The following is a 19191-nucleotide window of genomic DNA, read 5'->3' as shown; positions in this document are numbered from 1 at the left end:
GTCAATCGCTCGTTTCATCCTGTGGATAATTCGGCGTTTGACGACCGGGTCGCTGGGAAGCTGACCGCAACAGGAGGCGCATTCTATCGATAAGCCTGAAGACATCAAGTGCCCTGGCAATATTTAGGTATAATCCCCACCCTAAACATTCAAAAACACCATGACAATGGAGCAGTAACACCATGAAATATCTGGAGGCAGGCAGCCAAGCCCCCGCGTTCGCCTTACTTGATCAAGATGGCAATACCGTATCGCTCAGCGATTTTGCCGGTAAGAATAAGGTACTGGTGTATTTTTATCCCAAAGCAATGACACCAGGATGCACAACCCAGGCCTGCAGTCTGCGTGATAGCAAAGACGCACTCGACCAGCATGGCGTTGTTGTTCTTGGAATCAGCCCTGATCCTGTCGCACGATTGGGGAAATTCATTGCCAAGCATGACCTGAATTTTACGCTGCTCTCCGATGAGAACCATGCTGTCGCCGACCAGTTTGGCGTTTGGGGACTCAAGAAATTCATGGGTAAGGAGTATGACGGCATTCACCGTATCAGCTTCCTTATTAATGAAGACGGTGTCGTTGAGAAGATCTTTGATAAATTCAAAACCAAAGATCACCACGAGACAGTGATCAATTACCTGGAAAGCAAATAAAGAAAAAGGCCGGATCATTCCGGCCTTTTTATAAGTTCAAAATTCTAGTTTATTGCACTTCAAACAGGTGATGCTTTTTCTTGCCCAGCTTAACGAGGAAGAAGCGTCCATAGAGGGCATTCTCCCGGGCAAAGCATTCTGGCAGCTTCATATTGTCATCCATTGATTTGGCAACACCATTAAATGTCACCGCATTGCGTCCCAGCGCATCCTTTACCTGCTTACCAGAAGGTGCCACGCCGTGATCTGCAAACAGCTGCGTCATAGGCATGCCTTCCAACTCTGAAATCGTGACTGTTGATGACGGCAGACCATCCAGACGCAACTGCTCCAGTTCCTGTTCGGACAATCCGGAAAGCTCACCTGAGAATAGGGCTTCAGTAATACGCTCTGCAGAACGAAGACCTTCTTCACCATGCACCAGACGGGTCACCTCACGGGCCAGAATCCCCTGACCGGTCTTACGCCCTTGAATCTGTGCATCCTCTTCTTCAATGCCACGGATTTCTTCCATGCTGAGGAAGGTGAAGTAGCGCAGGAATTTATAAACATCCGCATCTGCAGTATTCATCCAGAACTGGTAGAACGCGTACTGGGATGTCTTGCTGGAATCCAGCCAAACCGCACCGGATTCTGTTTTACCAAACTTGGTACCATCCGCCTTAGTAACCAGTGGAACGGTCAGACCATACGCCTGCGCCTTGTTCATGCGGCGAGCCAGATCGATGCCACCGACGATGTTACCCCACTGGTCACTACCACCAATCTGCAACGTGCAACTATGCAAACGATTCAACTCGGCAAAGTCCAGAGACTGCAACAGCATGTAGGAAAATTCAGTAAAGGAGATACCGGAACCTTCACGTTCAATGCGCTGCTTCACAGACTCTTTGTTGATCATGTTGTTGACAGAGAAGTGCTTACCTACATCACGCAGGAAAGCGAGCACATTCATGTCACCGGTCCAGTCCAGGTTATTGGCAACAATCGCCGCATTCTCACCACAGTCGAAATCAATGAACTGGCTGACCTGTCCACGAATTTTGTCAGCCCAGTCGGCGACAACGTCGCCCGTATTAAGCTGTCGCTCCGCAGCCTTGAAGCTGGGATCACCAATCAGTCCGGTCGCACCACCCACCAGCGCAATCGGCTTATGCCCGGCCTCCTGAAAACGGCGCAACACCAGCAGCGGCACCAGGTGTCCCAGATGCAGGCTGTCAGCAGTCGGATCGAAACCGCAATACAGCGTACGGGAACCGCTGCCCAGATGCTCCGCCAACTCCTCGACTGCGGTCACCTGGTTGATCAGCCCACGGGCCTGCAGATCCTGCAATAATGCGTTTTGATCGTCTGACATCACTCACTACCTGTAATTGTCCGGCGCACCGGATAGAAACTCAGCCATGCAATCGCGCTATGCGCTGTAGCAGAAATTTTAAACGGCAAAACATACCGCAAACCATTAAAAAGACAACCGCTTTCCCCTACGCTGAAGTAAATAAATGAACACTCTGTCGGGTAATCATGGTGTAACGCAGTTCATGATCATGTAAAGCCGACGCTTACTGACTATTACCGCAAAAAATATGCGTTTATAATCTATTTTTATTAATATCCAGCGAACTTAAGTTATTTTGGCTCCAGGAGTATGACCAACCACCGCCGCGCTACGCAACAATCACTGAAAGCCTTTCCGAAACGTCATCTCGCTCTGGCGGCGGGTTTAATGGCTGTTGTTTCCCTGTTGTTAATCATTGTTCCCTCTGAGCCTGTTTCTGCCAAGCGCACAGAAATTCCCTTGGCCATTGAGACACCCGAGAGCTTAGCCGAGATTATCGACAATAATCTGACGCAGCCACCGGCTGCTGGCAATAATGCAACACAAAAAACAGCTGTACCCGTTGCGCCTTCCATTGACTGGAAACACGTCACAATTAAGTCAGGCGATACCCTGTCAGTGATTTTCTCCAAGCAGGGATTAAGTGCCAACACCCTGCATAAACTGGTCAGCAGCAGCAAAGAAGGCAAATCGCTGGCGTCCATCAGGCCAGGGCAAACGCTCGAGTTTGGTTTCATTGATGGCGAACTGCAACAACTGCGTTATGTCCGCACCCGGCTGGAAAGCCTGCACTTTACCCGCAGTGGTGACAGTTTCACCGCCGATGAAGTGATACGGAAACCCGAGATTCGCCAGAACCACGTTGTCGGCGTGATTAAAGATTCCCTGTTCCTGTCAGCCAACCGGGCAGGACTACCGGACAAACTGACCATGGAACTGGCCAATATTTTTGGCTGGGATATCGATTTTGTTCTGGACATCCGCAGCAATGACAGCTTCAGCCTGATCTATGAAGAGAAATTCCTGGATGGCAAGTCAATCGGCTACGGCAACATTCTTGCGGCAGAATTCCAGAATCGCGGAGAAACCTATCGAGCCATCCGTTATACCGACAGCAAAGGTAAGACCGATTATTACTCCCCCGAAGGTGAAAGCCTGCGTAAATCCTTTATCCGCACACCGGTTGACTTCACCCGGATAAGCTCAGGCTATAACCCGAACCGTAAACACCCAATCTTCAAAACCGACCGACCACACCGAGCTGTCGATTACGCAGCGCCTTCCGGCACCCCCATTAAGGCGTCTGGTGACGGCACCATCCACTTTGCCGGCAAGCAGCGTGGTTACGGTAACGTGGTGTACATTAACCACCCGAACAGTATCACCACCGTTTATGCTCATATGCGCAATATCCGACAAGGAATGAGAAAAGGTGTACGGGTAAAACAGGGTCAGATTATCGGCTACGTTGGAATGACTGGTTACGCAACAGGCCCCCATCTGCATTATGAATTCCGGGTTAATGGTGTGCACCGCAACCCACTCAAGGTCAAACTGCCCGATGCCAAACCGTTGCCCAAGTCAGAGATGGCACACTTCGGCCGGATCACTCGCGTGATGCTGGCAGAACTGGAAACTCGCCAAAGCAGCACTCTGTTGGCAGCGAAAAGCAACAACAAATGACGATGCAACACGTGGATCCCGATTCCGAGTTCTATATTGGCCTCATGTCCGGCACCAGCATGGATGCAATGGATGCCGTGCTGGTTGACCTGGGATCAGCATTTCCTTTGCAGAAGCATCAGGTTTCCATCCCCCTGCCAGAAACACTGCGCAAATCACTCTTTGCGCTCTGCCAGGATGGCCCCAATGAAATAATCCGTATGGCGAAAGCCGATATTCAGGTCGCAGAGATCAGTGCACAGGCCGTGAGCATTCTGCTGAAAGAGGCGTCGATACCGGCATCAGATATTCAAGCCATTGGCAGTCATGGACAGACCATCCGTCACCTGCCGCAAGTGGGTAATACGCTGCAAATTGGCAGCCCCAGCCATATTGCCGAGCTGACCGGCATTCTCACTGTTGCCGACTTCCGGCGCCGTGATATGGCTGCCGGTGGGCAGGGCGCGCCACTGGTACCGGCTTTTCATGAAGCAGTCTTTCGCCATCCGGAAAAAAATCGCGTCATCCTGAATATTGGCGGTATTGCCAATATCAGCATTCTGCCTACAGCGAAACACATTCCTGTCAGTGGTTTCGATACGGGTCCAGGCAATGCGCTCATGGATTACTGGAACCAGAAACACCAGGGAACCCGCTACGATCTTAATGGCAGCTGGGCATCCTGTGGGACTGTCGATCACGCCCTATTGCATGATTGCTTATCCGATGCCTATTTCAGCAGACAGCCACCTAAAAGTACGGGGAGAGAGCATTTCAATGCGGAATGGTTTAATCGCTTCCTGAACAAACATGACTCTCTGACTCCCGCCGATATTCAGGCAACCCTGATGGAATTGACGGCGAAAAGTATTGCCGCCGATATCCAACGCTATGCCGTCGACTGTCAGGAGTTGTTTGTCTGTGGCGGTGGCGCATACAACAGTGCACTGCTTGAACGCATCGCTTTTCATCTACCGGATATTTCCGTTAGCAGCACACGCTCACTTGGGCTCGCCGCAGAATGGGTTGAAGCCGTCGCTTTTGCCTGGCTGGCCCGACAGACCATCCACGGTTTACCCGGCAACCTTCCCAGCGTCACCAATGCCAAAGGCCAGCGCATCCTTGGCGGAATCTATCCGGCCTGAATGATTTAAGCCGTCTGTGAAGTAATAGAAGAAAGGCATCTGCCAGCTGAAATCTTCAGCTGGCGACAAAGATTAGATCGTAAACGAGGAACCACAGCCGCAGGTATTGGTGGCATTGGGGTTATTCACGATAAAGCGCGAACCTTCCAAGCCTTCTACGTAATCAACTTCCGCACCGACCAGGTACTGGAAGCTCATCGGGTCCACAACCATTTTCACGCCAAACTTTTCAACGACGGTATCATCGTCATTCAGCTCTTCATCAAAGGTGAACCCATACTGAAAACCGGAGCATCCACCACCGGTTACAAACACCCTGAGCATCAGGCGATCATTGCCCTCATCCTCCACCAGGTCGCGCACTTTTGTGGCGGCATTTTCGGTGAAGGTAATTGGCTCAGGTATAAAGGTCTCAGCGGCGGACATTCGTGCTCCCGATGTACTGCATTATCAACTTCAACAATTATTCAATTAACCGAGCATTCCAGTCAACTTTGTCATGTTACAAGAACTGACAATCCTCAGGTCCCTTCCACCTCAACCTGCATGACCTGCTTTTCAATACGTTCCTTGTCGGCGGCTTTCTTTCCGTCTTTATTCTTCAACGGAATGTCAGAAACCTTGGTTTCGGCCAGTTTAGGCATATGTTCCAGACTACCATTCACCTGTGCGCCCATAACCATTTCAATCAGACTGTAATGGACATTACCACTGATCTCGGCCTTGGCCGCCAGCTCCAGGCGCTCCGTGGCGTACACATTGCCCTTAACCTTGCCATTAACGACCACATTGGGCGCATGGATATCGCCTTCGATGCTGCCCGCTTCGGCCAGTCGCAACACGCCATCATCCGACACCACATCACCAACAATCCGGCCTTCCACATGCATGCTGCCATGGAAGCGTACATCGCCATGGATTTCAGTACCATGCGAAATCAACGTGGTTGCATCGCTGTTACGCGCGACTGCCTTGGTCGTATTCACGGGTTTGTCCGCAGATTTGGATTTTCCCCACATACTACTACGCCTCTTTAATAACCCAGTTAAACTTGCGATCGATGTCCCGTTTCTTCGGGCTGGTAATATGGCCGGTTACCTGCAGGTATTCAGGCGTAAACCCTTCCGGCAACGCGATCTCGCCCCGGGTACCATCACCGGGAATACTCTGAAAATAGCGGAAGCCAAGCCGGATGTTCTTGCCATCGAGCTGGGGTGACAACTCGTGCAGTGCAAAGCTGACGGATTGGCCGTCCTGCTTGCCTACAACGGTCGCCTGCAATTCCCCCTTGAGGAACTGGTGTTGTTTAGCCGATTGCATCACCACCAGCTTCCACTGGAAATGGCGAGGCTGGCCTGTCGGCAACAATTCAAACTTTTGAATAGATACCGCGCCCTCCTCTTCTTCCGGCGCAATGATGCTCCGATAGAATGCAAGATCCTGGTTCAGTCTCGCATTGTCGTCCTTTAATCGACGGACATCTTTACGAACCATTTCTGCCGCATCACGATTGATCTGGCCAGCACGCTCAGCAATAGCGATCTGCTGCTTCAATTGGGCAACCTGCTGGCTTTGCTCCTGAATCAGCACTTGATTATGGATCAGCTCTTCACGCATGACCTTAATCTCATGCCAGGCCCAGGAACCGCCCAGGTAATAACCGCTCAGCCCTACACCCAGCATAACCACTGCGGTCACCAGCCATTGCCGACGACGTCGAGTCGGATCGTTATGCACAACACGGTAAGTCGGTTCAGTTTCTCCCGCACGCTTCAAGCGAAGATTCTCCAGTCACACAGTTTGCATAAAAACAGATCACCTTAAGGTGATAAGGCCACCTGTGTCAGGCCTGCTGACTCTTCCTGCCCGAACATGATATTCATATTCTGGACAGCCTGACCGGCAGCGCCTTTTACAAGGTTATCAATAACAGACAGTATCACCACGGTATTCCCGCTCATCGGCCGGCATACCGCCATTCGACACATGTTAGAACCACGCACACTGCGTGTCTCTGGCGTCCAGCCTGCAGGCATCACATCCACAAAAGGCTCACGGGCATAACGGGCCTCGTAGAGTGCCTGCAAATCTGCACTGTCATCGGCCAACTGGGCATACAATGTGGCATGGATCCCTCGAATCATGGGGGTCAGATGAGGCACGAACGTCAGCCCGCAGGAACCACCACTGACCGCATTCAATCCCTGCCTGATTTCGGGCAGGTGACGATGGCCGTTCACACCATACGCCTTGAAACTCTCACCAGCCTCACACAACAGCGTACCGACATTGGCCTGTCGCCCGGCTCCACTGACACCGGATTTACAATCGGCAATCATGGCTCCGGCATCAATCAAGCCCGCTTCCAGTAACGGCAGAAAACCGAGTTGCACCGCCGTAGGGTAACAGCCCGGGTTGGCCACCAGCCGTGCTGATGCAATCTCGGCACGATTTACTTCAGGCAGCCCGTAGACGGCATCCTCAAGCAACGCCGGGCAGGCATGCGCCATGCCATACCATTCGGACCAGGTATCCGCATCTTTCAAGCGGAAATCCGCAGCCAGGTCAATTACCCGTACGCCACGTGCCAGCAGTTCCGGCACCTGGGTCATGGCAACGCCATTGGGTGTGGCATAAAAGACCACATCGCACCCAGCCAGGGCGTCGACGTCCGGCTCAGCAAAGCAGAGGTCAGTATGGCCTCGCAGGCTCGGGAACAGATGGTCCAGACCTCGACCGGCTTCGGAGCGTGAGGTAATCACCCGCAATTCAACGGCCGGATGCTGCACCAGCAAGCGCAACAGTTCGACTCCGGTATAGCCTGTTCCACCAACAATCCCAACCTTGATCACTGATTTCTCCTCGACGCCCCCGCGAAAACAGCCGGCTATAATAAATGGCTTTAGTTAAAATCTACAGCCATTAACGCGCGTAATCTGTCGCCCTTTTCACATTAAGACAATGAAAGATCTCATTGACGACCTGCCCTGAGTCATGGCGATTCACACCAGCTTCTGCATAATGGTAGGCAAAAAATGATGACAGCTCTTGGATGACAGGGAAATTCATGATTCCAGCAACACCACAATCCGGCGGAACCCACTGATGCGATTGACGCCCCGCCGCCCCTCCTTCTACCGTTTTCGTCAACAGCTTGCTGATACGGATGCCATCCCCCAATTAGTCCTGTTGGGGCTGTTGACCGGTTTGTTCACAGCACTCGTCACCACGGGTTTTCGGGAATTAATTACTTTTTTTACGAGCCTGTATTTACCCACCCCCGATTATGATGATTTTGCGGCACTTGAGTGGCCCCTTCGCCTGTTGTTGCCACTGATCGGTGTCGCTGCCATTGTGACACTCTTTCGCCTGCTGCATGACCCCAAGCATCGCCTGGGCATTGCCCACGTGATTGAACGATTAAGCCTGCACCAGGGACGGCTCCCGCTAAAACCTTTTTTACTTCAGTTTTTCGCAGGCGTGGCTGCGATAGCCTCCGGTCATTCAATCGGACGCGAAGGACCCGCCGTACACCTGGGCGCCGCCAGCGGCAGCCTACTGGGCCAATGGTTACACCTTCCCAATAACAGTCTGCGAGTACTGGTCGCCTGTGGCAGTGCGGCAGCGATTTCCTCCGTGTTTAACACCCCGATTGCCGGTATCGTGTTTGCCATGGAAGTGGTGGTCATGGAATACACCGTCGCCGGTTTTATTCCTGTGATGCTGGCATCCGTGATCGCGGCGGTGATCACTCGCAGCCTCTACGGCACAGAACCGGCATTTCATGTGCCATCACTTACCGTCACCACGGTTAACGAGCTCCCGCTGATCATTATTACCGGGATTACCATGGGCTTACTGGCCGTATGCTTTTGTCGCCTGATTATCCTGTTTGCCCGTACGAATCCTTACCCGTTATGGCTTCGCCTGACCTGTGCCGCCTTACTGACTGGCCTGACTGCCATTTGGCTTCCACAGGTAATGGGTATTGGCTACGGCACACTGTCGGACATCATGTTCAACAATCTCGGTTTCACTTTCCTCTGCCTTCTCACCATCGGAAAGCTGTGTACCAGTGCCGCAAGCGTAGGCCTGGGGGTTCCCGGCGGCTTAATTGGCCCGTCCCTGTTTATTGGCGCAGCCGCAGGCAGTACGGTGGGAAGTCTCACCAATATGCTCGGGCTCAGTGCAACTGTCAGTGGTTTTCCGGCCATGGTTGGTATGAGCGCTATGTTAGGCGCGGTTTTGCAGGCACCATTGACCGCATTGATCACCGTATTGGAATTAACTCGCAACCCCGGCATTCTTCTGCCCTCCCTGATTGCGATCATCATCGCCTGGCTCATCACCAGCCAGCTGTTCCGGCAGCAATCAATATTCACCCAAATGCTCTCCGCTGACGGTCTCGATTTTCGTCACGACCCGGTCGCCCAGGCACTACGGCGCGCCGGCGTTGCCAGCGTGATGAGCCGAAGCCTGCAGCAACTGGAGCGACACTGCCCGTTTGAACAACTGCACAACGCCCTCAAAACAAAACCGCGCTGGCTACTTATCAATAACAACGGAAAACCACAAAGTTTAATGCCAGCCGTTGAACTGGCTCGCCAGCTGGAACAGCTAACGTTTGATGCCCACTACACGCTGGTTGAAACCGCTGACCTGCTCGGCATTCCCGCCAAACGGCTGGAAGTAGGTGCCATTGATATCAAATCCACTCTGCATGAAGCCTTGAGAAGAATGGACCAGAATAGCCTGAATGCGCTTTATGTGGTCAGCAGAGACAGGCGAAACGGTGATGTAATAACGGGTATCATTACCCGTGCCGATATCGAAGCCTGGTACCAGGTACCCCACTGACACCAATAACACGGGATGACGCCTTCAATGCTTTATTTGTGGATTAAAGCGTTTCATATCATCAGTATGGTCTGCTGGTTTGCGGGTCTGTTTTATCTACCACGGCTCTATGTCTACCATGCCATGAGCAGCGACAACATCAGCATTGAGCGTTTCAAGGTCATGGAACGAAAGCTCTACCGTGGTATTACCACCCCTTCCATGATCCTGACCTTGGCCTTTGGCCTCTGGCTTTTGCATATGCAGCCATTCCTGCTCAAACAGGGGTGGTTCCATGCCAAGCTGGCACTGATTCTTCTGTTACTGGGCTACCACCATGTCTGCGGCCGGTTACTGAAAATCTTTGCTAACGATAGCAACACCCGCAGCCATACGTTCTACCGATTTTTTAATGAGTTTCCGGTGCTGCTGTTGCTTGGTATAGTGATATTGGTTGTTGTGCGACCATTCTGACACCCGAGCCAACAACGATAAAACAACCATAAAAAGGGCAAGGATTGCACCGTATGGATACCACACTGTACAAAGTCGTCTTTGAAGGGCAGACACATCCCGATCAACACACGGAACAGGTCAAACAGAATTTTACGGACCTGTTCCAGGCCGAACCGCCACAAATAGAGCGCCTGTTTTCCGGACAACCGATCATTGTCCGGAAAAACCTAAGACAACAGGAAGCCCGGCTGTATGAGGAAGCGATTACTCGAGCGGGTGCCATGTGCCGCATTTTGATCCAGAAGCCGGCATACACTGCCACTGTTCTGGATACTCTTCACGAAATCCCCCCCTGGGAAACGGAACAACCAGACGCCCCCACAACCATTGACGCTTTTTCATCGAAAGGCCGTCTTGGGCGCGTTCACTTTATAACCTATACCTCGTTGTGTTTTTTGCTGGCCGCTGTTCTATCGTCGACGGCATGGATTCTGGCGACGGGTTCAACATCAATCATCCCCCAAGGCGCAGCCATCATAACGACAATATCAACATGCCTGCTTGCGATACTTGCCTGTATTCCACTGCAAATACGACGACTACACGATATTGGCCACAGTGGCTGGTTGAGCCTGATCAGCCTTACACCACTGACAAACATCCCCTATTTTTGTTATATAGCCCTGTCCCCCGGCCACCGGGGAGTGAACCCGTACGGCAACACCACAGCCCCCCCCTCCACGGTGATCAGCCTGCTGGCGATTGTGCTACCACTCTTGTTTATCATAGCGTCCATGCTAGCCCTTGTGGCAAACTTCAGCAACGTACAGGCATTGCTGCAACAGGCATATGGCCAGCCAGCCCCACCACTACGATAAAAAATACGGCGATCAGTCTCTGCTCGCTGGGAAAACCACAATACCCCTGAGGGAGCAGAATGATGAAAGGACGAGTACTGATTACAGGTGCATCCACCGGTATCGGTGAAGCCATGTGCCACTATCTGGCCAAACAAAAACATGATCTTGTGCTGGTCGCCCGCAACGGCGAACGCCTTCAGGCACTGGCCAAGACACTCACCGAACAGTTTGGTGTCACCGTCACGTCCTGTCCGATGGATCTCGCCGTGAATGGCGCTGCACTCTCCCTGCATGAATGGTGCAAGTCTCAAGGACTGAACATCGACATCCTGATCAATAACGCCGGCGTCGGCACCCGCGGCGACTGGATCAGCACCAACTTTGACGACGAATACCGTCTGATCCAACTCAACATCGTCACACTAGCTGAACTGTGCAAACTGTTTGCCCGGGATATGGCGGAACGCAAGCAGGGCTGGATTCTGAACGTCGCCTCCATTGCCGGTTTCCAGCCCGGCCCCTGGATGAGCAACTACTATGCGTCAAAAGCCTATGTTCTGAGTCTTTCAGAAGGACTTGGGCATGAACTGAAAGCCCATGGTATTACCGTCACGGCACTCTGCCCGGGTCCGGTCAAAACACCGTTTTTTGAAAATGCCGGCATTCCAGAGGAAAAAATCTTCGCCAACCCGGCAACCATGACAGCAGAAGCCGTAGCCGCTGCAGGCATTGAAGGGTTACGCAGTGGCAAGCGACTTGTCATTCCCGGCTTTATCAACAAAATGATTGCCCAGAGTGGAAGAGTATCACCCAGAAACATGCAAACAGCCGTTAGCGGCTGGCTCAACCAACACAGCATTTGATGCTCTGGGATATTAACCGACGGAAAACACTCGATGTCACTCTCATTGCATAACTACAATATTGTCCGGGTCAGCGATGGCAAGCAGATCACCAACTGCACCATTGTGCGCATGTGTCATGCGCACGTGGTCGTAAAATACGAAGGGCGAAAATACAAAATCCCCTACGATCTGATAGACAAGGTGGTTGGTCACGAACTGCTGATGCCGGAGGAATAACGGCGCGCACAATTCACAGGAGTCCTCCATGAGTACAGACTGTCTGTTCTGCCGGATCATTGACGGAGATGCACCGGCAGAAAAAGTCTATGAAGACGACGATGTCATCGCTTTCAGGGATATTTTCCCGGCAGCCCCGACCCATTGCCTGATTATTCCACGCAAACATATCAATACGCTGAACGATGCTGACGAAAGCGATACGCAGGTACTGGGAAAATTGATGCTAACGGCAAGCCGACTGGCGAAAGAGGCGGGAATCGGTGAAAGTGGTTACCGGGTTGCGATGAACTGCAACAGGGGTGCAGGTCAAAGTGTCTTTCATATTCATCTGCATCTGCTGGGCGGCCGTCAGATGAAGTGGCCGCCCGGCTAAGTAACAGACTAATCCTTGATCAGATTGCCTGTACCTCAAAGCTGTGCGTGATCTCCACGCCAGCTTTGCCCAGCATGATGGATGCCGAGCAGTATTTTTCAGCCGACAGCGCCACAGCACGGCTAACGTGATTTTCCTTCAGGTCACGTCCTTTAACGACAAAGTGCAAATGAATTTTGGTAAAAACGGCTGGGACGGTATCGGCACGTTCTGCCTCAATATCCACATGGCAGCTAAGCACGTCCTGACGGGACTTCTGGAGCGTACTGACCACATCAATGGATGAGCATCCGCCAACGCCCTGCAGGATCATCTCCATCGGGCTCGGCCCCAGGTTATTGCCCCCGTGCTGTTGTGATGCATCCATCACCACCGAGTGCCCACTCTGGGTTTCACCGACAAACCGAAAACCATCAACCCACTTTACTTGTGCTTTCATTCGCGTTATTACCTGTACTCACTGTCCGGTGGGTGTGATGCAGGCTGTATGTCCTGCATGATCAGGAGGGGTACACACCCGCACCAGGCTCTTTATAATCCAGTATCGCTAACCACATACGGATCACTTAAGCAGTTTGTGACCTGCCTCGCAGACCTGACAATCGTGAACCCGTAGAGTGGAGGCACTGGCATGGATGTCGCAAATGGTACTCGAAATCACGGTGCCCTGATACTGATAACAACACCGGCCCGTCCGCCACCGGAAAGTGGTACACACTTCTGTCCGCTGGCACATCAGGCCGTTTCGCTGACCATTAACTGATGCCGGAAACCTATGGTAGTACTCGCACAGTCCCGACCGTTGACGGAAAAAGAGCGTTTCCTGACACACTGCCACCGTCACCGCTATAAGGCCAAGAACAATATCATCTGCGCCGGCGACCCGGCCGACACCCTTTACTATATTGTTGAAGGTTCTGTTACCGTCTTTGTGGAAGACGACGAAGGGCGTGAAATTATCATTGCCTACCTGAACGCCGGCGATTTCTTTGGCGAGCTGGGACTGTTTCTGAACGATGAAACCAGTGTTCGCAGCGCCTGGGTCAAGGCGCGGACAGTCTGTGAAATCGCTGAAATCAGTTACACCCGGGTACGGGAGCTAAGCAAGGAAATGCCCGGCATCCTGTTTGATATCAGCACCCAGATTGCTGCACGACTCAAGCAAACCACCCGTAAAGTCAGTGACCTGGCCTTCCTGGATGTGACCGGACGTGTCGCCCGCACATTGCTGGATCTCTGCCAGCAACCTGATGCGATGACCCACCCTGACGGCATGCAGATCCGTATCACCCGTCAGGAAATCGGCCGTATCGTCGGCTGCTCAAGGGAAATGGTGGGACGGGTACTGAAAAACCTGGAAGACCAGGAACTGGTCTCCGTGAAAGGCAAAACCATGGTGGTCTTTGGTACCCGCTAAATACTGATCAACCCACCCTAAAAAAGCTGGCAAATTGCCGGCTTTTTCACATTAACCCAACTTGTCGCTGGCGACGTGATAGTGTGGATCTTCCATCACATTCACTTCGACCAGATACTGCGCACGACTCAGCAGTGAACGGCACTCCTCGGTCAAATGGCGAAGATGCAGTTTCTTACCCGCCTTGGTATAACGCTCAGCCAGCGTATCAATCGCTTCCAGCCCCGAATGATCGCAGACCCGTGAATAACGGAAATCAACAATCACATCCTCAGGGTCACCCTTGGCATCAAACAGCGCCATGAAATGGCTGACGGAGCCAAAAAACAGTGGTCCATGCAATTCATAGACTTTACTCCCTGCCTCATTCATACGCATATCCACACGGATGTGTTTGGCATGCTGCCAAGCAAAGACCAGCGCAGAAACAATCACACCAACAATGACAGCCACCGCCAAGTCCGTCCATACCGTCACGGCAGAGACCAGAATCAGCACAAAAGCATCACTCACCGGAATCTTGTTGAGAATGCGTAAACTACTCCATTCAAAGGTGCCGATCACCACCATAAACATCACACCGGTCAAGGCTGCCAGGGGAATCTGTTCAATCAGGGAAGAGGCAAACAGGATAAACACCAGCAGCATCAGCGCCGCGACAAGGCCAGACAGGCGCCCTCTGCCACCGGAGTTCACATTGATCATGCTCTGGCCGATCATGGCGCAGCCGCCCATGCCACCAAAGAACCCCGTCACGGTGTTAGCGACACCCTGGGCAACACATTCCCGGTTATTCTGGCCAGTGGTGTCGGTCAGCTCATCAATCACACTAATTGTCAGCAATGACTCAATCAGGCCAATAGCCGCCAGGATCACCGCATAAGGGAAGATAATTTCCAGTGTTTCCCAGGTCATGGGGACTGAAGGAATAGAGAAACTCGGCAAACCACCGGCAATGGACGCCACATCACCAACCGTGCGGGTATCCAGATTGAATCCAATCACGAGCACGGAGACACCGACTATCGCCGCCAGGGAAGAAGGCACCGCACGGGTCAGGCGGGGCAGAAACATGATGATGGCCATCGTCAACGCCACCAGTGCCAGCATCAGATAGAGCGGCTCGCCACTGAGCCAGACCTTGATACCATCTGCACCCACAACCTTGAACTGCTCCAGCTGGGCAAGAAAGATCACTATCGCCAAACCATTCACGAAGCCAAGCATCACCGGATGGGGCACCAGTCGGATAAACTTCCCCAACTTGAAAACGCCCGCCAGCATCTGCAGAAGTCCCATGAGCACCACTGTTGCAAACAGGTACTGCTCCCCATGGGTTGCCACCAGCGACACCATCACCACCGCCAGCGCGCCGGTCGCACCGGAGATCATACCGGGACGTCCACCGATGGCAGAAGTAATCAACCCCACCATGAACGCCGCATACAGGCCGGTAAGCGGCCCAACACCCGCGACAAAGGCAAAGGCAACCGCTTCGGGCACCAGCGCGAGGGACACCGTCAGACCTGACAACATATCGTTCTTGTACCGGGAAAATCGGTCGAGCTTAGTGAAAGTCATAGGCATTCGTTATTGTTCAGGATTCGAAGGTAGGCATGTAAAAGGCCGCGAATCATACCAGAACCTGCCCTTTTCTCAAAAACCGTTAGACTGATAGGTATCTGGACACGCATGGCGAGGTACCGGCATTGGCTACCTTCACACACCTGTGGTTGCTGGTTCTTTTCTCTCAACTACTGACGGGCTGCATACATCCAATGAGCAAAAAAACAGAGTATTGTGTGGTAATGACCACCTGTCCAACCCAGCTGGAGGCGGACACCCACGCAAGGGCGATCATCGAAAAAGGATTGGGCGCCTGTGTCCAGACCAGCCAGATACAGAGCCATTACCAGTGGGAAGGCAAAGTTCAGACTGAAAATGAGATCCTGATGCGAATCAAAACCACCTGCGCAAAATATACTGATTTGGAAGCTTACCTGGTGGCAGAACACAGCTATGAAGTGCCGCAGATCATCCAACTGCCGATTACCGCAGGCTTGACCGAGTATCTGGACTGGGTCAAGAAAGAAACGAAGTAACTAAAAAAGCCTGGCGGAGGTGCTCTCCACCAGGCTTTTTTATACCTTCAGGAAATACCCTTCTAGTCGAGACAGGATGCGAACAACTCCCTCAACATCTGGCCTGGATCCGGCTTGCGCATGAATGCTTCTCCCACCAGAAACCCATAGACGTTACTTGCAATCATCGCTGAGACGTCATCAGCGGTATGAATACCGCTTTCCGTCACCACCAGCCGGTCTTCCGGAATCTGTGCCAGTAGCTCATAGGTAGTGTCTAGCGACACATCAAACGTGTGCAGATTGCGATTGTTAATCCCAAGCAGACGGTTATCCAGTGTCAGCGCCCGCTGCAATTCCTCAGCATTATGGACTTCCACCAGCACATCCATCCCCAGCGACTGTGCCAGATCATTGAGCCCGTGCATGACTTCGTCATCCAGGGATGCCGCTATCAGCAGGATACAGTCTGCCCCAATCGCCCGCGCCTCATAGACCTGGTAAGGGTCCACAATGAAATCCTTGCGAATTACCGGCAAGGCGCAGGCGGCTCTGGCCTCCTGCAAAAAGATATCACTGCCCTGGAAGAAATCGACATCTGTCAGTACGGACAGGCAGGCGGCGCCTGCTCGCTCATAACTGACAGCAATATCCGCCGGATGAAAGTCTGCCCGAATCACGCCCTTGCTTGGAGAAGCTTTCTTGATCTCGGCAATCACCGCTGCCTGCCCGGCATCAACCCGCTGCTGCATGGCGCGAACGAAACCGCGCACAGGGCTGGCAGCCTGCGCGGCTTCCTTCAGGGCTTCAACCGAACGAGCCTGTCGGCGCTCCGCGATCTCTTCATGCTTGCGGGCAATGATTTTGCGGAGAATAGTCGGGGTTGTCTCTGTCACCTCAAACCTCCCGGTATACCTGGCTGAAACTGGCCAGTTCCTGCAACTTCTCAAGCGCCAAGCCCGTCAGGATGGCATCCTGCGCCATCTCCACCCCTTGTTTGAGCGTTGCCGTGACATTCGCGGCATAGATCGCCGCCCCGGCATTCAACGCAATCATATTGGCCGCTTTATCCGCAGATTCCCCTTCGCGCTTACCCAGGGCATCACGAATCAATGCCAGTGAACCGGCGGAATCTTCAACAGCCAAACCGATCAGGCTTTCACTCTTGATACCCAATACCTCTGGATTGATGGTGTATTCCGTGACCTGGCCGTCTTTTAACTCCGCCACATAGGTTTCACTGGCAATACTGATTTCATCCAGCCCATCACGGGAGTGCACTACCAGAACATGGTTACTGCCCAAGCGATTCAATACTTCCGCCATGGGGCGGCAAAGCTCCCGGGTAAAGACACCAATCACCTGGTTGGGCACTCCGGCAGGATTAGTCATCGGCCCGAGAATGTTCATGAACGTGCGAATACCCAGCTCTTTACGCGGCCCGACCGCATATTTCATTGCCGCATGGTGCATGGGCGCAAACATAAATCCGATACCGACTTCTTCGACGCAACGCGCCACCTGCTCAGCGTTCAGTTCAATATTCACACCGGCCGCCTGAAGCAGATCTGCACTGCCAGTGCTGCTGGAAACCCCGCGATTTCCATGCTTGGCTACCTGCGCTCCAGCTGCTGCAGCGACAAATGCCGATGCTGTGGAAACATTAAACAGATTGGCGCCATCACCACCGGTACCGACGATATCAACCAGGTGATCCCCCTTCACCACGACCTTGCTGGCCAGTTCCCGCATCACCAGGGTCGCGCCGGTAATTTCATCAATACTTTCGCTTTTCATGCGCAATCCCATGAGGAATGCGCCAATCTGGGCCTGGGTCGCTTCGCCAGTCATGATCTGTTTCATGACCGATACCATTTCATCCTGATCAAGATCCAGGTGCTGAACCACCTTGCTGATTGCCTGTTTGATATCCATTACACCCACTCCTGGCTCAGATTCGTTGTTTGAGGAAGTTGGCCAGCAATGCATGGCCCTGTTCGGTCATGATGGATTCCGGATGGAACTGCACCCCTTCAATGGCCAGTTCGCGGTGCCTGAGCCCCATGATCTCATCCATGCTGCCGTCTTCATTTTCGGTCCAGGCAGTGATTTCCAGGCAGTCCGGCAGTGTGTCAGCGCTCACCACCAGCGAATGGTAACGGGTGACGGTCAGCGGATCGTCCAACCCGGCAAAGACGCCTTTCCCCTCATGACGCACCGCGGACACCTTGCCATGCATCACCTGTTTCGCCCGCACGACATCACCACCGAATACCTGCCCCATGCTCTGGTGCCCAAGGCAAATACCCAGCAATGGGATCCGACCGGCAAAATGGCGAATAGCCTCCATGGAGATACCGGCTTCATTGGGGGTGCAGGGTCCGGGAGATATCACGATATGGTCTGGCCACAGTTTTTCCAGCTCGCTCACGGTAATCTCATCATTGCGATACACCTTCACGTCCGCGCCCAGCTCTCCCAAATACTGGACAACGTTATAGGTGAAAGAATCGTAGTTATCGATCATTACGAGCATAAAGGCCTTCCGTTTAGAGATTTACAGCCATACCGCCGAACCCATCTTCCTGCACCATTGCAGCACAGAGACTGGGAACTGGCCTGAATCCTACCATATTTATCCGTATTTTCTTCTACTTCGACGCTGACACACACCGCTCGCGCATAAGAAATCTTCTAGATTAAACATCGCTAAAGGAGGTTTTACTGATAGACGTATTCTGCACCCTAAACACAATGGAAGCGGCATTTTTACCTAATCAGAAACATCGTGCTGATAGGTCAACAAAGAAACCATGTTATTTCAGCCTGCATACACGCCCCCTCCTTTGCCGGACAAACAGCGGTATAGCACTAACATTAAGCAGGCCCCGCACCAGAAGACGGTTTGGATTTATTACCACGAACATATTGTGAGCGCTCGCTCACAGCCTGATCCATCCAGCAAAACTGCTGTGTCACAGGTAGCAGGTCAAGTTCTGACAAGCACGACCGCGTGAGTTCCATAGCCTGTTGCTGAAAATCTGCGGGATAATCCAGCCTGTCTGGCAAGTTATTATCTGGATAACGCTTATCTTTCTTTCCTTTGACAGTACCCACAATCAGAGCTTCTGCATGGCCATGGCGCAAAGGAGAACATTCACAAATAATCCGGAAATAATTATGGATACCTGCATGCAATATTTTTTCCTGATTACCACTGTGGCTCAGCCAGCTTGAGAAGCCTTGCTGGCATGGGGCAGGTTCGCGCAGCCATGTAACCCAGC

At 52.6% G+C, this 19191-nt stretch carries 23 protein-coding genes; 12 read left to right on the top strand and 11 right to left on the bottom strand.

The features are described from left to right. Positions 1–182 precede the first annotated feature (182 nt). Positions 183–653 (top strand): thioredoxin-dependent thiol peroxidase, encoded by a 471-nt coding sequence (gene bcp, locus ABD892_RS17225; RefSeq protein ID WP_345197197.1) that lies wholly within the window; start codon positions 183–185, stop codon positions 651–653. Between the two features lie 49 nt (positions 654–702). Here the strand turns inward: bcp and tyrS are convergent, their stop codons facing one another. After that, the gene (gene tyrS, locus ABD892_RS17220) at positions 703–2010 is read right to left on the bottom strand and encodes a tyrosine--tRNA ligase (RefSeq protein WP_345197196.1); all 1308 of its coding nucleotides are present in this window, start codon (positions 2008–2010) and stop codon (positions 703–705) included. A gap of 291 nt (positions 2011–2301) precedes the next feature. On the opposite strand from tyrS, the gene ABD892_RS17215 reads away from it, so the two are divergent. Together ABD892_RS17215 and ABD892_RS17210 are read left to right on the top strand one after the other, a co-directional pair. Beyond that, complete coding sequence (locus ABD892_RS17215; RefSeq protein ID WP_345197194.1) at positions 2302–3675, top strand: OapA family protein; 1374 nt, start codon at positions 2302–2304, stop codon at positions 3673–3675. Further along, entirely contained in the window at positions 3672–4799 is a 1128-nt protein-coding gene (locus ABD892_RS17210; RefSeq protein WP_345197193.1) for an anhydro-N-acetylmuramic acid kinase, read from the top strand. The genes ABD892_RS17215 and ABD892_RS17210 overlap by 4 nt, the downstream gene beginning before the upstream one ends. Positions 4800–4871: 72 nt before the next feature. Here ABD892_RS17210 and erpA read toward each other — a convergent pair whose 3' ends face one another. The 4 genes from erpA to argC all read right to left on the bottom strand — a co-directional run bounded on the left by erpA (position 4872) and on the right by argC (position 7651). Beyond that, on the bottom strand, positions 4872–5225 hold the full coding sequence (gene erpA, locus ABD892_RS17205) for an iron-sulfur cluster insertion protein ErpA (protein ID WP_345197192.1): 354 nt from the start codon (positions 5223–5225) through the stop codon (positions 4872–4874). Between the two features lie 95 nt (positions 5226–5320). Continuing rightward, on the bottom strand, positions 5321–5818 hold the full coding sequence (locus tag ABD892_RS17200; RefSeq protein ID WP_345197191.1) for a bactofilin family protein: 498 nt from the start codon (positions 5816–5818) through the stop codon (positions 5321–5323). Between the two features lie 4 nt (positions 5819–5822). After that, the gene (locus ABD892_RS17195; RefSeq protein WP_345197190.1) at positions 5823–6575 is read right to left on the bottom strand and encodes a DUF6776 family protein; all 753 of its coding nucleotides are present in this window, start codon (positions 6573–6575) and stop codon (positions 5823–5825) included. A 44-nt stretch (positions 6576–6619) separates the two neighbouring features. Next, positions 6620–7651, bottom strand: a complete 1032-nt coding sequence (gene argC / locus ABD892_RS17190) for an N-acetyl-gamma-glutamyl-phosphate reductase (RefSeq protein WP_345197189.1) — start codon at positions 7649–7651, stop codon at positions 6620–6622. Between the two features lie 253 nt (positions 7652–7904). Here argC and ABD892_RS17185 point away from each other — a divergent pair, with 253 nt between their 5' ends. From ABD892_RS17185 to ABD892_RS17160, 6 genes are read left to right on the top strand one after another with little or no spacing between them, the layout of a single operon-like run. Beyond that, the gene (locus ABD892_RS17185; RefSeq protein WP_345197188.1) at positions 7905–9656 is read left to right on the top strand and encodes a chloride channel protein; all 1752 of its coding nucleotides are present in this window, start codon (positions 7905–7907) and stop codon (positions 9654–9656) included. 27 nt (positions 9657–9683) lie between these two features. Then, complete coding sequence (hemJ, locus tag ABD892_RS17180; RefSeq protein ID WP_345197187.1) at positions 9684–10109, top strand: protoporphyrinogen oxidase HemJ; 426 nt, start codon at positions 9684–9686, stop codon at positions 10107–10109. Positions 10110–10162: 53 nt separating this feature from the next. After that, a complete protein-coding gene (locus tag ABD892_RS17175) occupies positions 10163–10969 on the top strand; it encodes a DUF805 domain-containing protein (protein WP_345197186.1) in 807 nt (268 codons plus the stop codon). 59 nt (positions 10970–11028) lie between these two features. Continuing rightward, positions 11029–11814 carry an SDR family NAD(P)-dependent oxidoreductase gene (locus tag ABD892_RS17170; RefSeq protein ID WP_345197185.1) on the top strand — a complete coding sequence of 262 codons (786 nt, stop codon included), beginning with the start codon at positions 11029–11031 and terminating at the stop codon, positions 11812–11814. Positions 11815–11847: 33 nt separating this feature from the next. Beyond that, positions 11848–12033 carry a hypothetical protein gene (locus ABD892_RS17165; RefSeq protein WP_345197183.1) on the top strand — a complete coding sequence of 62 codons (186 nt, stop codon included), beginning with the start codon at positions 11848–11850 and terminating at the stop codon, positions 12031–12033. Positions 12034–12061: 28 nt separating this feature from the next. Then, entirely contained in the window at positions 12062–12409 is a 348-nt protein-coding gene (locus ABD892_RS17160) for a histidine triad nucleotide-binding protein (RefSeq protein WP_345197182.1), read from the top strand. Positions 12410–12428: 19 nt separating this feature from the next. On the opposite strand, the gene ABD892_RS17155 is transcribed toward ABD892_RS17160, so the two are convergent. Continuing rightward, positions 12429–12848: an OsmC family protein gene (locus tag ABD892_RS17155; RefSeq protein WP_345197180.1), complete on the bottom strand. Its 420-nt coding sequence runs from the start codon at positions 12846–12848 to the stop codon at positions 12429–12431. A gap of 192 nt (positions 12849–13040) precedes the next feature. On the opposite strand from ABD892_RS17155, the gene ABD892_RS17150 reads away from it, so the two are divergent. Together ABD892_RS17150 and crp are read left to right on the top strand one after the other, a co-directional pair. Beyond that, positions 13041–13172 carry a hypothetical protein gene (locus ABD892_RS17150; RefSeq protein ID WP_345197179.1) on the top strand — a complete coding sequence of 44 codons (132 nt, stop codon included), beginning with the start codon at positions 13041–13043 and terminating at the stop codon, positions 13170–13172. Positions 13173–13184: 12 nt separating this feature from the next. Next, a complete protein-coding gene (gene crp, locus ABD892_RS17145) occupies positions 13185–13826 on the top strand; it encodes a cAMP-activated global transcriptional regulator CRP (RefSeq protein ID WP_345197178.1) in 642 nt (213 codons plus the stop codon). A gap of 51 nt (positions 13827–13877) precedes the next feature. Here the strand turns inward: crp and ABD892_RS17140 are convergent, their stop codons facing one another. Further along, positions 13878–15407 carry a SulP family inorganic anion transporter gene (locus ABD892_RS17140; RefSeq protein ID WP_345197176.1) on the bottom strand — a complete coding sequence of 510 codons (1530 nt, stop codon included), beginning with the start codon at positions 15405–15407 and terminating at the stop codon, positions 13878–13880. A gap of 197 nt (positions 15408–15604) precedes the next feature. Here ABD892_RS17140 and cutA point away from each other — a divergent pair, with 197 nt between their 5' ends. Further along, the gene (cutA, locus tag ABD892_RS17135) at positions 15605–15928 is read left to right on the top strand and encodes a divalent-cation tolerance protein CutA (RefSeq protein ID WP_345197175.1); all 324 of its coding nucleotides are present in this window, start codon (positions 15605–15607) and stop codon (positions 15926–15928) included. A gap of 62 nt (positions 15929–15990) precedes the next feature. Here the strand turns inward: cutA and trpC are convergent, their stop codons facing one another. From trpC to ABD892_RS17115, 4 genes are all read right to left on the bottom strand, one after another. Continuing rightward, on the bottom strand, positions 15991–16803 hold the full coding sequence (gene trpC, locus ABD892_RS17130; protein WP_345197174.1) for an indole-3-glycerol phosphate synthase TrpC: 813 nt from the start codon (positions 16801–16803) through the stop codon (positions 15991–15993). A 1-nt stretch (position 16804) separates the two neighbouring features. Then, complete coding sequence (gene trpD / locus ABD892_RS17125; RefSeq protein ID WP_345197173.1) at positions 16805–17842, bottom strand: anthranilate phosphoribosyltransferase; 1038 nt, start codon at positions 17840–17842, stop codon at positions 16805–16807. A gap of 16 nt (positions 17843–17858) precedes the next feature. Continuing rightward, complete coding sequence (locus ABD892_RS17120) at positions 17859–18443, bottom strand: anthranilate synthase component II (RefSeq protein ID WP_345197171.1); 585 nt, start codon at positions 18441–18443, stop codon at positions 17859–17861. Positions 18444–18784: 341 nt separating this feature from the next. Then, a partial coding sequence (locus tag ABD892_RS17115) for a hypothetical protein (protein ID WP_345197170.1) occupies positions 18785–19191 on the bottom strand: 407 nt, incomplete at its 5' end.

This window comes from Kistimonas scapharcae (assembly GCF_039540975.1).
Lineage (GTDB): Bacteria > Pseudomonadota > Gammaproteobacteria > Pseudomonadales > Endozoicomonadaceae > Kistimonas > Kistimonas scapharcae.
Note: the sequence above shows the minus strand (reverse complement) of the source record. Positions and strands in the feature narration are given on the sequence as shown.

Coding starts and splice junctions, on each gene's coding strand:
- ABD892_RS17210 (WP_345197193.1), top strand. CDS start 3,672: ATGACGATGCAACACGTGGATCCCGATTCCGAGTTCTATATTGGCCTC.
- ABD892_RS17185 (WP_345197188.1), top strand. CDS start 7,905: ATGCGATTGACGCCCCGCCGCCCCTCCTTCTACCGTTTTCGTCAACAG.
- crp (WP_345197178.1), top strand. CDS start 13,185: ATGGTAGTACTCGCACAGTCCCGACCGTTGACGGAAAAAGAGCGTTTC.
- ABD892_RS17215 (WP_345197194.1), top strand. CDS start 2,302: ATGACCAACCACCGCCGCGCTACGCAACAATCACTGAAAGCCTTTCCG.
- ABD892_RS17170 (WP_345197185.1), top strand. CDS start 11,029: ATGATGAAAGGACGAGTACTGATTACAGGTGCATCCACCGGTATCGGT.
- hemJ (WP_345197187.1), top strand. CDS start 9,684: ATGCTTTATTTGTGGATTAAAGCGTTTCATATCATCAGTATGGTCTGC.
- ABD892_RS17120 (WP_345197171.1), bottom strand. CDS start 18,443: ATGCTCGTAATGATCGATAACTACGATTCTTTCACCTATAACGTTGTC.
- ABD892_RS17175 (WP_345197186.1), top strand. CDS start 10,163: ATGGATACCACACTGTACAAAGTCGTCTTTGAAGGGCAGACACATCCC.
- ABD892_RS17155 (WP_345197180.1), bottom strand. CDS start 12,848: ATGAAAGCACAAGTAAAGTGGGTTGATGGTTTTCGGTTTGTCGGTGAA.
- ABD892_RS17160 (WP_345197182.1), top strand. CDS start 12,062: ATGAGTACAGACTGTCTGTTCTGCCGGATCATTGACGGAGATGCACCG.
- cutA (WP_345197175.1), top strand. CDS start 15,605: ATGAGCAAAAAAACAGAGTATTGTGTGGTAATGACCACCTGTCCAACC.
- ABD892_RS17140 (WP_345197176.1), bottom strand. CDS start 15,407: ATGACTTTCACTAAGCTCGACCGATTTTCCCGGTACAAGAACGATATG.
- ABD892_RS17150 (WP_345197179.1), top strand. CDS start 13,041: ATGGATGTCGCAAATGGTACTCGAAATCACGGTGCCCTGATACTGATA.
- erpA (WP_345197192.1), bottom strand. CDS start 5,225: ATGTCCGCCGCTGAGACCTTTATACCTGAGCCAATTACCTTCACCGAA.
- bcp (WP_345197197.1), top strand. CDS start 183: ATGAAATATCTGGAGGCAGGCAGCCAAGCCCCCGCGTTCGCCTTACTT.
- ABD892_RS17200 (WP_345197191.1), bottom strand. CDS start 5,818: ATGTGGGGAAAATCCAAATCTGCGGACAAACCCGTGAATACGACCAAG.
- ABD892_RS17165 (WP_345197183.1), top strand. CDS start 11,848: ATGTCACTCTCATTGCATAACTACAATATTGTCCGGGTCAGCGATGGC.
- trpD (WP_345197173.1), bottom strand. CDS start 17,842: ATGGATATCAAACAGGCAATCAGCAAGGTGGTTCAGCACCTGGATCTT.
- tyrS (WP_345197196.1), bottom strand. CDS start 2,010: ATGTCAGACGATCAAAACGCATTATTGCAGGATCTGCAGGCCCGTGGG.